General features: G+C 64.0%; 11 protein-coding genes. 4 read left to right on the top strand and 7 right to left on the bottom strand.

What is annotated here, in order from left to right; translation table 11 throughout:
• The first annotated feature begins 116 nt into the window (after positions 1-116).
• From RP6297_RS12160 to RP6297_RS12150, 3 genes are all read left to right on the top strand, one after another.
• Positions 117-698 carry a cytochrome b gene (locus RP6297_RS12160; RefSeq protein ID WP_009241486.1) on the top strand — a complete coding sequence of 194 codons (582 nt, stop codon included), beginning with the start codon at positions 117-119 and terminating at the stop codon, positions 696-698.
• 99 nt (positions 699-797) lie between these two features.
• Positions 798-1,370 (top strand): YceI family protein, encoded by a 573-nt coding sequence (locus tag RP6297_RS12155; protein WP_009241485.1) that lies wholly within the window; start codon positions 798-800, stop codon positions 1,368-1,370.
• Between the two features lie 68 nt (positions 1,371-1,438).
• The gene (locus tag RP6297_RS12150) at positions 1,439-2,035 is read left to right on the top strand and encodes a YceI family protein (protein ID WP_009241484.1); all 597 of its coding nucleotides are present in this window, start codon (positions 1,439-1,441) and stop codon (positions 2,033-2,035) included.
• Between the two features lie 95 nt (positions 2,036-2,130).
• Here the strand turns inward: RP6297_RS12150 and secF are convergent, their stop codons facing one another.
• The 5 genes from secF to queA all read right to left on the bottom strand — a co-directional run bounded on the left by secF (position 2,131) and on the right by queA (position 7,840).
• Positions 2,131-3,102: a protein translocase subunit SecF gene (secF, locus tag RP6297_RS12145; protein ID WP_009241483.1), complete on the bottom strand. Its 972-nt coding sequence runs from the start codon at positions 3,100-3,102 to the stop codon at positions 2,131-2,133.
• Positions 3,103-3,177: 75 nt separating this feature from the next.
• The gene (gene secD / locus RP6297_RS12140) at positions 3,178-5,067 is read right to left on the bottom strand and encodes a protein translocase subunit SecD (protein ID WP_009241482.1); all 1,890 of its coding nucleotides are present in this window, start codon (positions 5,065-5,067) and stop codon (positions 3,178-3,180) included.
• A gap of 110 nt (positions 5,068-5,177) precedes the next feature.
• On the bottom strand, positions 5,178-5,510 hold the full coding sequence (gene yajC / locus RP6297_RS12135) for a preprotein translocase subunit YajC (RefSeq protein WP_004632835.1): 333 nt from the start codon (positions 5,508-5,510) through the stop codon (positions 5,178-5,180).
• 105 nt (positions 5,511-5,615) lie between these two features.
• Positions 5,616-6,767 (bottom strand): tRNA guanosine(34) transglycosylase Tgt, encoded by a 1,152-nt coding sequence (gene tgt, locus RP6297_RS12130; RefSeq protein WP_009241481.1) that lies wholly within the window; start codon positions 6,765-6,767, stop codon positions 5,616-5,618.
• 2 nt (positions 6,768-6,769) lie between these two features.
• Positions 6,770-7,840, bottom strand: coding sequence for a tRNA preQ1(34) S-adenosylmethionine ribosyltransferase-isomerase QueA (gene queA / locus RP6297_RS12125; RefSeq protein ID WP_009241480.1), 1,071 nt, complete (start codon positions 7,838-7,840; stop codon positions 6,770-6,772).
• 131 nt (positions 7,841-7,971) lie between these two features.
• Here queA and recG point away from each other — a divergent pair, with 131 nt between their 5' ends.
• Entirely contained in the window at positions 7,972-10,119 is a 2,148-nt protein-coding gene (gene recG, locus RP6297_RS12120) for an ATP-dependent DNA helicase RecG (protein WP_009241479.1), read from the top strand.
• Positions 10,120-10,136: 17 nt separating this feature from the next.
• On the opposite strand, the gene RP6297_RS12115 is transcribed toward recG, so the two are convergent.
• A complete protein-coding gene (locus RP6297_RS12115; protein ID WP_009241478.1) occupies positions 10,137-11,267 on the bottom strand; it encodes a sensor domain-containing diguanylate cyclase in 1,131 nt (376 codons plus the stop codon).
• Between the two features lie 75 nt (positions 11,268-11,342).
• The gene (locus tag RP6297_RS12110) at positions 11,343-12,506 is read right to left on the bottom strand and encodes a metallophosphoesterase (RefSeq protein WP_009241477.1); all 1,164 of its coding nucleotides are present in this window, start codon (positions 12,504-12,506) and stop codon (positions 11,343-11,345) included.
• Positions 12,507-12,545 lie beyond the last annotated feature (39 nt).

Here is a 12,545-nt window from a genome sequence, read left to right as displayed (position 1 = left end):
GTGAACTTAGCGCCGACTTGCCCAGTCGGATCGCGCAAATAATGCACAATCGTTTGGCCCCGTGGTCTTACCCGCAGGCGCCGCCAACTGAGCGCTCCAAAACACCGAGAGAACCGATGTCACAAGCCGCCCACTCCAATCCCGCCATGCGCAGCGCCGCTGACCCCGGCGCCTATACCAAGCCGGCGATTGCGATGCACTGGATCATCGCGCTGCTGATCTTCGCGGCCTTCGGGCTCGGTCTGTACATGACCGATATCCCGGGCTTTACGCCCACCAAGCTGAAACTGTTCTCGTATCACAAATGGATCGGCATCACGGTGCTGATTCTTGCTGTGCTGCGCGTGCTGTGGCGCTTGACGCATCCCGCGCCGGGCCCCGTGCCGGGCATGCCGAAGTGGCAACACGCCGCCGCGGAAGCCGCGCACGTGGGGTTGTATCTGTTGATTCTGGCAGTGCCGCTGACCGGCTATCTGCTGAGCGTCGCGGCTGGCGTGAAGGTTGTCTATCTTGGCCTGTGGGAGCTGCCGATGCCGTTCGACAAGAGCGATGCGCTAAAGGACATCTTCGGCATGGCGCACGAATGGCTGAACTGGACCATGGCGGCCATCGTCGTGGTGCACATCCTGGCTGCGCTCAAGCATCACGTCGTCGATCGTGATGGCACGCTGCGTCGCATGGTGCCTTTCCTCCGCTGATTTCCCAATGCTTGGGTGCACGGTGCGTGCCGGTGCGCCCGCCTGTCCGTCCTGACCAAGACTGCCGGCATGATCCGGCCTGACTGAAGGAGTCTGATGATGAAACGTGTTGTGCGCCCCCGCGCCATCGCCCTGGTTGCAGCCGGCGCGCTGTCGATCGCTGCCGTATCGGTATCGGCCATCGCCCAGGTGGATGCCGCCAAGAGCAGCGTCACCGCCACCGGCAAGCAACTCGGTGTACCGATGGATATCAAGTTCGGCAAGTTCGATGCCGCCGTCAATTACAACCCGGCCAACGTGGCGGCCTCGACGGCGAAGGTCGATATCGATGTCACCAGCGTCGACGTGGGCAGCAAGGAATACAACGACGAACTGAAGAAGAAGGACTGGTTCGACACTGCCAAGTACCCGAAGGCCACGTTCGTGTCGTCGGCGTTCAAGCCCGGTGCGGGCGGCAAGGTGGACGTGGTCGGTAAGCTGACCATCAAGGGCATCACGCAGGATGTCACCGCACCCGTCACGTTCAAGCAAGAAGGCGCCAATCAGGTCTTTGAAGGCGCATTCCCGGTCAAGCGCAATGCATTCAAGGTAGGTGACGGTGAATGGAAAGACACGTCGGTCGTCTCCGACGACGTGACGATCAAGTTCCGCGTCGTCATCGCCAAGAAGTAATCGGTAGTCTGTCTCATCCCAACGTTTTCCCGGCCCTCGTTTGCCGCCTTTATTTCGCAGGAGTTTTCATGAAATTGCGTACCCTCGTTGCCGCACTGTCGGCCGTTGCTGCCACCGCCGCATTTGCTGCCCCCGCTACGTACCAGCTCGACCCGAGCCATACGTACCCGAGCTTTGAAGCTGACCACATGGGCGGTCTGTCGAAGTGGCGCGGCAAGTTCGAAAAGTCCAGCGGCACCGTGACGCTGGACCGCGCCGCCAAGACCGGCAGCATTGACGTGACCGTGCAGACCGACAGCATTGACTTCGGTCTTGCCAAGATGAACGAGCACGCCAAGAGCGCCGAGATCTTCGACGTGGCCAAGTACCCGACCGCCACGTTCAAGGGCAACTTCACGAAGTTCAAGGGCGACGTGCCGACCGAAGCCGAAGGCCAACTGACGCTGCACGGCGTGACCAAGCCCGCCAAGCTGCAAATCGACGCGTTCAAGTGCATTCAGCATCCGATGCTCAAGCGTGAAGTCTGCGGCGCCGATGCCGAGATGACCTTCAAGCGCGATGACTTCGGCGTCGATTACGGCAAGGCCTACGGTTTCAACATGGAAACCAAGCTGAAGATCCAGGTGGAAGGCGTCAAGCAAGACGCCAGCGTCGCGCAGCAATAAGCCACGCAGCCGCTACAACCAAAGAAAGAGCCCCGCAACCGCGGGGCTTTTTGTTGCCCGAGAATGCGTTCTCAGGGCGATGCGAAGCAAGGTCTTCAGACCTGCGCGCCGAAGTTCGGATCGTCTTCCTTCGGGCCACCAGCCTTCTTCTCGGCCTTGACCAGGTCTTCACGCTTGACGCCGAGCCACATGCACAGCGCAGCGGCCACGAACACCGACGAGTAGATGCCGAACAGAATACCGATCGTCAGGGCCACGGCAAAGTAGTGCAGCGTCGGGCCGCCGAACACCAGCATCGACACCACCATCATTTCGGTCGAGCCGTGTGTGATGATCGTGCGCGAGATGGTGCTGGTAATCGCGTGATCGATCACCTCGTGCGTGTTCATCTTGCGGTACTTGCGGAACGCTTCGCGGATCCGGTCGAAAATCACCACGGATTCGTTGACCGAATAGCCCAGCACGGCCAGCACCCCCGCCAGCACCGACAGCGAAAACTCCCACTGGAAGAAGGCGAAGAAGCCCAGGATGATCACGACGTCGTGCAGGTTGGCGATCACGCCCGCCACGGCAAACTTCCATTCGAAGCGGATCGACAGGTAGATCACGATGCCGACCACCACGAACAGCAGCGCCAGCAGGCCGTCGGTGGCGAGCTCCTTGCCCACTTGCGGGCCGACGAACTCAACGCGCTGCAGCTTGGCGTCGGGGTTCACTGCGTTCAGGGCTGTCATCACCTGCTGGCTTTGCACGGCCGAGGCGATGGGCTTGCCGTCCGGGCCGGTCTTGAGCGGCAGACGGATCATCACGTCGCGCGAGGTGCCGAAGTTCTGCACCTGCGCATCGGCATAGCCGAGCTTCTCAACGTCGCCGCGGATCTTCGGCAGATCGGCGGCCTGGGTGTAAGCGACTTCCATCACCGTACCGCCGGTGAACTCCACCGACAGGTGCAGCCCCTTGTGGAACAGGAAGAAGACAGCGGCGATAAACGTCAGGAACGACAGCGCGTTAAGAATCAACGCGTGCTTCATGAACGGAATGTCGCGGCGGATGCGGAAAAACTCCATGGTCTGCCCTTTGTGGCGACCGCCCCTTCGTGTGGGGCGGTGCCGGTTATGCGAGATTCGTGGTGGGTGGCGTGATTACTTGGCGGGCGATTCCGTGTTCGTATTGCCCGGCTTCCACACCTGCCCGATGGCGACGCTCTGCAGCTTCTTCTTGCGGCCGTACCAGAGGTTCACGAGACCGCGGTTGAAGAACACCGCCGAGAACATGGACGTGCCGATCCCCAGGCAGTGCACGATCGCGAAGCCGCGTACCGGGCCCGAACCGAAGGCGATCAGGGCCAGACCGGCGATGAGCGTCGTCACGTTCGAATCGAGGATGGTCGCCCAGGCACGGTCAAAGCCGGCGGCGATGGCCATCTGTGCCGACGCGCCGCTGCGCAGCTCTTCACGCACGCGCTCGTTGATCAGCACGTTCGCGTCAATGGCCATACCGAGCGCCAGTGCGATAGCTGCAATACCGGGCAACGTGAGCGTGGCCTGCAGCATGGAGAGCAGTGCGATCAGCAGGAACACGTTGACGCCCAGGGCCGCCACCGAGAACGCGCCGAACAGCATGTAGTACAGCACCATGAACACCGAGATGGCGAGGAAGCCGTACAGCGCCGAATCGAAGCCCTTCTTGATGTTGTCGGCACCCAGCGATGGGCCGATGGTGCGTTCTTCGATGATTTCCATTGGCGCGGCCAGCGAGCCTGCGCGCAGCAGCAGCGCCAGGTCGGAAGCCGCCTCCGTCGAGCCCATGCCGGTGATCTGGAAGCGCGAGCCCAGTTCGGACTGGATGGTTGCCACCGTCAGCACCTCGCCCTTGCCCTTTTCAAAGAGCACGATACCCATGCGCTTGCCGATGTTGTCACGCGAGACATCGCGCAGCATGCGGCCGCCCTGGCCATCGAGCGTAATGTCGACCGACGAATTGTGGTTTTGGTCGAAGCCCGCCGAGGCGCTGGTGATGCGATCGCCTGTGAAGATCACCTGCTTCTGCAGCAGGACGGGAGCGCTGCGCCCTTGCGTGAACAGCTCGTCGCCCAGCGGTACCGGGTCGCCGGGGCGGGGCGCGAGTGGCGCGTTCGGATCGGCCAGGCGCGCTTCCAGCGTAGCGGTGCGGCCGATGATGTCCTTGGCCTTGGCGGTATCCTGCACGCCGGGCAATTGCACAACGATGCGGTCCGGGCCCTGCTGTTGGATCACCGGCTCGGCCACGCCGAGTTCGTTTACCCGGTTATGCAGCGTGACGATGTTCTGCTTGACCGCGTTGTCCTGCACTTCCTTCATCGCAGCGGCGGTGAAGGTGCCGGTGAGCGTGGCGCCGTCGGCGCTCTTGTCCACGGTGTAGGCCAGTTCGCGGGTCGAGTCGGCCAGCAGCGTGCGGGCACGGTCGGCTTCGTCCGGGTTGCTGAACTTGATCGAGATCGTATTGTTGTTGCGGTCGATGCCGCTGTGGCGGATGCCCTTGTCACGCAGCTGCGTACGGATGTCGCCGGCCAGCGAGTCGAGCTTCTTCGTCACGGCGCCGTTCATGTCGACCTGCAGCAGGAAGTGCACGCCACCGCGCAAGTCCAGGCCCAGGAACATCGGCTTGGCGAAGAACGGGGCGCCACTGAGCCACTGCGGGGAGCCCGGCAGCAGGTTCAACGCCACGATATAGGTCGGGTCGGCTTGATCGGTGTTCAGGCCGCGCGCCAGGACGTCCTTGGCCTTGAGCTGCGTGTCGGTGTCGGCAAAACGCACGCGCACGCTGGCGGAGGTGCCGTTGTTGTCGAAGAACACGCCGTCGGGTCGAATGCTGGCCGCAGCCAGCAGGCTCTCGACCTGTTTTTGCACGTTCAGGTCGACTTTGACGGTGGCTTTGCCAGAAGACACCTGCACGGCAGGCGCCTCACCGAAGAAGTTCGGCAGCGTATAGAGGAACCCAATGGCAAGCGCCACCAGGATCACAATGTATTTCCAGAGCGGATAGCGATTCATCTTGGAATGCAGAGAGGCGACGCCGAGGGGCGCGGGCGCGGATTCTTAGAATAGGCGCTGCCTGGGGTTCCGGCGCCGGCGCAATCGTGCGCGGCGCCTGGATGGGGCGATTACAGCGCCTTGAGCGTGCCCTTGGGCAGCACGGTCGTCACGGCGCTCTTCTGCACAGTGATTTCGGTGTTGGCAGCGATTTCCACGGTGACGTACTGCTCGGCCACCTTGCTCACCTTGCCGAGAATGCCGCCGGCGGTGACCACTTCGTCGCCCTTGGCCAGGGCTTCGAGCATCGCCTTGGTTTCTTTCTGGCGCTTCATTTGCGGGCGGATCATGATGAACCACAGCACCACGAACATCAGGATGATGGGCAGGAAGCTCATCAGGCCACCCGCGGCACCACCAGCTGCCGGTGCAGTTTGCGCGTAAGCGTCGGAAATCAGGAACACGTCAGAACTCCGTAATGGTTCGTCAATCGGTCAAAAATCGGACCGAACATTCTACCATTGCGATGCTGCGGCAAATGGGCGCGCCCGGCGCCCTGCGAAGGCGGCTTACAGCGCCCCGCGCGCGCGGTCTGCGGCGAAGCGCGCCTGGAAGGCGGCAAAGCCGTGCGATTCAATGGCGGCGCGCATTTCGGCCATCAATTCCAGGTAGTAATAGAGATTGTGGATGGTGTTCAGGCGGGCACCCAGGATTTCGCCGACGCGCTGCAGGTGGTGCAGGTAGGCGCGCGAGAAATTGCTGCAGGTGTAGCAGCCGCACGTCTCGTCCAGCGGGCGCGGATCGTTGCGGTGTACCGCGTTCTTGATCTTGATGTCGCCAAAGCGAGTGAAGAGCCAGCCGTTGCGCGCGTTGCGGGTCGGCATTACGCAGTCGAACATGTCGACGCCACTGGCGACGCCTGCCACGAGGTCTTCTGGCGTACCGACGCCCATCAGGTAATGCGGTTTGTTGGCCGGCAGACGCGGCGCCACGTGCTGCAGCACGCGCATCATGTCTTCCTTGGGTTCTCCCACCGACAGGCCGCCGATCGCGTAGCCGCCGAAGCCTTCGCCGCCTGCATCGGCGTCAATCGCTTGCAAGCCGGCCAGCGATTCATCGCGCAGGTTCTCGAACATCCCGCCCTGCACGATGCCGAACAGCGCATTCGGATTGTGTTCGCGCTCGAATTCGTTACGCGAGCGCTGTGCCCAGCGCAGGCTCATGCGCATGGAAGCGGCAGCTTCAGCTTCCGTTGCCGGGCGGTCGCCAATCTTGTAAGGCGTGCATTCATCGAACTGCATGACGATGTCGGAGTTCAGCCGGCGCTGGATCTGCATCGAGATCTCGGGCGACAGGAACAGCTTGTCGCCATTGATGGGAGACGCAAACGTCACGCCTTCTTCGGTGATCTTGCGCAGATCGCCCAGTGAAAACACCTGAAAACCGCCGGAATCCGTCAGGATGGGTTTGTCCCAGCCATTGAAACCGTGCAGGCCTTTGTGCGCGTCCATCACTTCCAGGCCCGGGCGCAGCCACAGGTGGAACGTGTTGCCCAGAATGATCTGCGCGCCAATGTCCTTCAGCTCCGCCGGGGACATCGCCTTGACCGCGCCATAGGTGCCCACCGGCATGAAGATGGGCGTTTCGACCACGCCGTGGTTCAGGGTCATGCGGCCGCGTCGGGCGAGGCCATCGGTGGTGAGCAGTTCGTACTTGAGCATGGTCAGAGCGATTGGGTTTCGCCGGGTTCGCCGGGTTCGGTTGGGGCGCGCGTCAGCAGCATGGCGTCGCCGTAACTGAAGAAGCGGTAGCGCTGGGCGATGGCGTGCTGATACGCCTCCCGGATGGCGCTCATGCCGGCAAACGCCGATACCAGCATCAGCAAGGTCGACTTGGGCAGGTGGAAGTTCGTCACCAGCAGGTCGACGGCGCGGAAACGGTAGCCGGGGGTGATGAAGATGTCGGTCTCGCCGCTGCAGGCATTGAGCGTGCCATCCGGCTGCGCCGCCGATTCAAGCGCCCGCATCGACGTGGTGCCGACCGCGATGATGCGACCGCCGGCCGCGCGCGTGGCGCGGATAGCTTCGGCCAGTTCGGGGGTGATTTCGTACCACTCGCTGTGCATGCGGTGCTCGGCGATGTTTTCCACGCGCACCGGCTGGAACGTGCCCGCACCGACGTGCAGCGTGAGAAAGCCGCGCTGGATGCCCATGGCGTCCAGCTTGGCGAACAGCGCATCGTCGAAATGCAGCCCCGCCGTGGGTGCCGCCACGGCGCCCGGGTTGCGCGCATACACGGTCTGGTAGCGCGTCTCGTCAAAGCTGTTCGGGTCATGCTCGATGTAGGGCGGCAGCGGCAGGCGGCCGTATTGCTCGATCAGATCCAGCGCCGGCTGCGGAAAGCGCAACGTGAAGAACGGCTCGGCGCGCGGGCCCACCGTCACGTCAAAGGCGTCGGCCAGGCGCAGTGTGGTGCCCTCGACCGGCGACTTGCTGGAGCGGATCTGCGCCAGCACGGTGTGCTCGTCCAGCAGGCGCTCGACAAGCACCTCGACCTTGCCGCCGCTGGCCTTCTGGCCGAAAAAGCGGGCCTTGATGACACGGGTGTCGTTGAAAACCAGCAGGTCGCCGGGGCGCAGGTAGTCGACCAGGTCGGCAAACTGGCGGTCTTCGAAATGCACGGCATCTCCCGCGCGGCGGACGGCCAGCAGGCGGCTCGCGGTGCGGTCGGGCAGGGCGGTTTGTGCGATCAGCTCAGGCGGCAGATCGAAATCGAAATCGGACAGCGTCAGCATGAAAAGTGGCGCAGACGTGGATTGCGCCAAGTGATGGTCGCGGGCGCCGGTACAATCGGGCGACTCGCAAAGTTCGCCATTGTAAACGTCCTGTGCCGTCTCGCGCCCGTTCCGCCACTGATGCTGCTCCTATGCCCGACGCTGATACTGCGGCGGCGCCCAAGCCAAAGCGCGCGGCCACGGCAGATAAAGCGGCCAAGGCCACGGCAAAATCGGCCCGCCCGGCCGACAAACTCGCCAAGCTGGGCCTGCATCGCGATGTCGATCTCGTCCTGCATCTGCCAATGCGCTACGAGGACGAGACCACGCTCCTGACCATTGCCGAAGCCACGGCGCGGGCCAATACCGGCTGGGCCGCGCAGGTGGAAGGCACGGTCACGCGCAATGAAGTGGCGTTCCGGCCGCGCCGGCAACTCGTCGTGCATATCGCCGATGACTCGGGCGAGCTGGTTCTACGCTTTCTCAACTTCTACGGCAGCCAAGTCAAGCAGATGGCCGAGGGTGTGCGCCTGCGTGTGCGCGGCGAAGTGCGCGGTGGTTTCTTCGGCGCCGAGATGGTGCACCCGACCGTGCGCGCGGTGGCGGAGGATGAACCGCTGCCCGACCGTCTGACACCGGTGTATCCGAGCACCGCTGGCGTGGCGCAGGCCTATTTGCGCAAGGCGATCCTGAACGCACTTGCGCGTACGCCGCTGCCGGAAACGCTGCCGAACAGCCTCATCACCGGTCCGCTCGCCCCGCTCAAGTTGATGACGCCCGCCGATGCCGTGCGCCTGCTGCATCAGCCAACGCCCGATGTCGATGAGCACAGCCTCGTCGAGCGCACGCACCCGGCGTGGCTGCGCATCAAGTTCGATGAACTGCTGTCGCAGCAGCTGTCGCTCAAGCGGGCGCAGGCTGCGCGCCGCATGCGCAATGCGCCCATCCTGCGCGACAGCGGCAAGGATGGGCTGCTCGCGCGGTTCATGAATGCGCTGCCGTTCAAGCTGACCGGCGCGCAGGCCCGCGTGTGGGATGAGATCCGCGCCGACCTCGCACACCCGTACCCGATGCAGCGGTTGCTCCAGGGCGACGTGGGCAGCGGCAAGACCGTCATTGCGGCACTGGCGGCCTGCCAGGCCATCGATGCCGGCTGGCAGGCTGCGCTGATGGCGCCGACCGAACTCCTGGCCGAGCAGCACTACCGCAAGCTTTCCGCATGGCTGGAACCGCTGGGTGTGGACATCGTCTGGCTGGCTGGCAGCCTCAAGCGCAAGCAGAAGGACGAAGCGGCTGCGCGTGTGGCCGCCGGCACCGCGCAACTCGTGATTGGCACGCACGCGCTGATCCAGGATGCGGTTACGTTCGCGCGCCTCGGTCTGGCGGTGGTGGATGAGCAGCATCGATTTGGCGTGGCACAGCGGCTTGCCCTGCGCGGCAAGGCGAGCAATGGCGACGCACCTGCCGCCAACGCCCAGGTGCCGCATCAGCTGATGATGTCGGCCACGCCGATCCCGCGCACGCTGGCGATGACGTACTACGCTGACCTCGACGTTTCCGCCATCGACGAGTTGCCGCCCGGCCGCACGCCCATCGTCACGCGTCTGGTGAATGATGCGCGCCGCGACGAGGTGATTGAACGCATCTACGCCGCAGCACGCGAAGGGCGACAGGTCTACTGGGTTTGCCCCCTGATCGAAGAGAGCGAGGCGCTGCAGCTGCAGACCGCCGTCGAAACCTTCGAGACGCTTTCGCAAAGTCTGCAAGGACTGAAGGTCGGCCTTGTGCACGGACGCCTGCCATCGGCCGAGAAGGCCGCCGTGATGAGCGCCTTCGCCGGCGGTGACCTGCACGTGCTGGTCGCCACCACGGTCATCGAGGTGGGTGTGGACGTGCCCAATGCCTCGTTGATGGTGATCGAGCACGCCGAGCGCTTTGGTCTTGCGCAGCTGCACCAGCTACGCGGGCGAGTGGGGCGCGGCACAGCGGAATCCGTGTGCGTGCTGCTGTACCAGGCGCCGCTGTCGCCGACGGCCAAGCAGCGCCTGCAGACCATGCGCGAGACCACCGATGGTTTCGAGATCGCCCGACGCGATTTGGAGATCCGCGGGCCCGGTGAATTCCTCGGCGCGCGGCAATCAGGCGAAGCGATGCTGCGTTTTGCCGATCTGAACCACGATGCGTGGCTCGTTGAGTTCGCACAGGGTGCGGCGGACGCGATGCTCGCGCGCTTTCCTGAAGCGGTGGACACCCACCTCAAGCGCTGGCTGGGCGAGCGCGAGCACTACCTGCGCGTTTAAAAGCTGCGGCGCAAGCTTCAATGCGCGGGCTGTACCTGCTTGCGCAAGCGCTTGACGGTGTACATCTCGCGATCGGCCTGATCGAGCAGGGTGGTGATCTCCGTGCCGTCTTCGGGCATGACCGCGATGCCGACGCTCACGCGAAGGTCCAGCGGCTGGCCCTCGAACACGTACGGCTGCTGCACCTCTTCAATGATCCGCTCGCTTTGCGCCTGTGCATCGGCCCGCGCGCCAATGCCAGGCAGGAGCACGGCAAACTCGTCGCCGCCCACGCGCGCCACCGTGTCGGAGCGTCGTGCCGTGCGGCCCATGCGCTGTGCGGTCTCGCGGATCGCCGCATCGCCCGCGCGATGCCCATGCCGATCGTTGATGAGCTTGAGGTTATCCATGTCGATGTTGAGCACGCCCAAGCCACCGTGCGCGCGTTGCGCCAGATGGATCGACTGCCGCAGGCGGTCATAGAACAGCGCGCGGTTGGGCAGGTCCGTCAGCGCATCGTGCGTGGCGCGCAGGTACAGCTGATCGCGCTCGGCGTTGGCGGCGTGGAACATGGCCGAGGCAATCAGCTCGGACATCAACTCCAGCACGCCGATGTCGCTGGCGCTGAAGGCGTCGACCTCCGGCGCTACCAGCTTGAGCACGCCGACCGTGGTGTCGAGGTGGCGCAGTGGTGTGACCACCATCGAGCGCAGACCTACGCGGCGGCAGGCCTCACGGTCGACGCGCGGGTCGGTTTCGGAATCGGTGCAGTGCAGGATTTCGCCGGTCTGTACGCACAGGCCCGACAGGCTGCCCTGGCGCGCAAGTCGCAGGCCCAGCAGCGTTTCGGTCAGGCCCGACGTGGCGCGATAGACCATCTCATCGCCTTCCGCCATTTCGACCACCGCGCCCGTCGCGCACGTCAGATGCTGTGCCCGCTCGGTGACCAACGCCATGATGGCGCCCAGATCGGTGCCGAGCTTGGCGATCTGTGACTGCGCTCGCACGATTTCGAGCAGCGTGGCTGGGTTTTGCAAAGGCGGGTGATCGATCGACATGGGAGGGTACAGCTGTGCCAGCGGGTCGAGCGATTCTAGCCCGGTCAACCGAACGACATAGACCGAAATGTCGCCGGTGTGAGGCGCCGTTACAACTTTCGGATGCACCATGAAGGTGCGGGCCGATTCGGCAGGCGGCAAGACATTGATGTCATAGGGTGCTTGTTGGATGCCGGCGCCTGCGGCTTAGCCAACGGTTGGCTCCAGCCGTATCAGCGTGATTTCCGACGGCGCGCCGAACCGCTTGGGCGGGCCCCAATATCCGGTGCCACGGCTGGTGTAGATCCACAGACGCCCCAGCTTGTGCAACCCGGCCGTAAATGGCTGCTGCAGCGGAACGAACAGGCTCCACGGCCAGAACTGGCCACCATGCGTGTGTCCTGACAGTTGCAGGTCGAAGCCGGCCTCTGCCGCGGCCGGGGCGCTACGCGGTTGATGCGCGAGCAGGATCGTGGGCGTCACGCCGGACGGCGATCCCGCCAGCGCTCGCGTCGGATCGCTCGTGTGCGCAGTGTCGAACTTACCCGCACTGAAATCGGTCACGCCTGCGATCACCAGTGGCGCGCCGTCGTGTTCCAGCACTGCATGCTCGTTCATCAGGACCCGCATGCCCAGCCGTTCGAACTCCGACACCCAGGGACCGACGCCCGAGTAGTACTCGTGATTGCCCGTCACCGCAAAAACGCCGTGCCTTGCCGACATGCCTGCGAGCGGCGCGATATGCGGACGCAACACGTCCACCTCGCCGTCCACCAGATCACCTGTCACGGCGATGACATCCGGTTGCAGCGCATTGAGCCGGTCCACCACGCCCGCCACATACGCACGCTTGATGGTGGGGCCGACATGCAGATCGGTGATTTGCGCGATGGTGAAGCCGTGCAGCGGCGCCGGTAGGCCCGCAATGGGCACCGTCACCCGCGCGACGCGGGGGATGCGACGCGCGTTGACATAGCCGATCAACGTCACCAGCAAGGTGAGCGCGACGACGAGCAGGGCCGAGTCATGCCGATAAGCCTGTGGCAGCACGATCAGCGCGATGTCGCGCAGCAGCGTCAGCACGAACAGCGAAGAGAACAGGCCCATCAGCAACGCACCGAACCAAGACACGCGATCCGCCAGCGAGATGGGCCGGATCACGAAGCGCGCCGCCATCCCAGTGGGAATCATCACCGTCGATATGAGTAGGAAGATGATGCCCGCAGCCCAGCCGGCGCCATTCCAGCCCAGATCCGGCAGCAGCCGCCATCCAATGTAGACATGCAGCGCTGCCATGAGCCCGACCGTCGTCATCAGGAAGCGGCGTCTGCCGCGGGGCAGGGATCGACTGCCGTTAGGTTCGTCACGCATGCTGGGGCGGCTCCTCACTGTTTCGTGTTTCGGTGAAAC

The sequence above is a fragment of the Ralstonia pickettii genome (genome assembly GCF_016466415.2).
Lineage (GTDB): Bacteria > Pseudomonadota > Gammaproteobacteria > Burkholderiales > Burkholderiaceae > Ralstonia > Ralstonia pickettii.
Note: the sequence above shows the minus strand (reverse complement) of the source record. Positions and strands in the feature narration are given on the sequence as shown.

Bases quoted from the DNA above. Each gene is read 5' to 3' on its own strand.
- RP6297_RS12160 (WP_009241486.1), top strand. From the start codon at position 117: ATGTCACAAGCCGCCCACTCCAATCCCGCCATGCGCAGCGCCGCTGAC.
- RP6297_RS12155 (WP_009241485.1), top strand. From the start codon at position 798: ATGAAACGTGTTGTGCGCCCCCGCGCCATCGCCCTGGTTGCAGCCGGC.
- RP6297_RS12150 (WP_009241484.1), top strand. From the start codon at position 1,439: ATGAAATTGCGTACCCTCGTTGCCGCACTGTCGGCCGTTGCTGCCACC.
- secF (WP_009241483.1), bottom strand. From the start codon at position 3,102: ATGGAGTTTTTCCGCATCCGCCGCGACATTCCGTTCATGAAGCACGCG.
- secD (WP_009241482.1), bottom strand. From the start codon at position 5,067: ATGAATCGCTATCCGCTCTGGAAATACATTGTGATCCTGGTGGCGCTT.
- tgt (WP_009241481.1), bottom strand. From the start codon at position 6,767: ATGCTCAAGTACGAACTGCTCACCACCGATGGCCTCGCCCGACGCGGC.
- queA (WP_009241480.1), bottom strand. From the start codon at position 7,840: ATGCTGACGCTGTCCGATTTCGATTTCGATCTGCCGCCTGAGCTGATC.
- recG (WP_009241479.1), top strand. From the start codon at position 7,972: ATGCCCGACGCTGATACTGCGGCGGCGCCCAAGCCAAAGCGCGCGGCC.
- RP6297_RS12115 (WP_009241478.1), bottom strand. From the start codon at position 11,267: ATGGTGCATCCGAAAGTTGTAACGGCGCCTCACACCGGCGACATTTCG.
- RP6297_RS12110 (WP_009241477.1), bottom strand. From the start codon at position 12,506: ATGCGTGACGAACCTAACGGCAGTCGATCCCTGCCCCGCGGCAGACGC.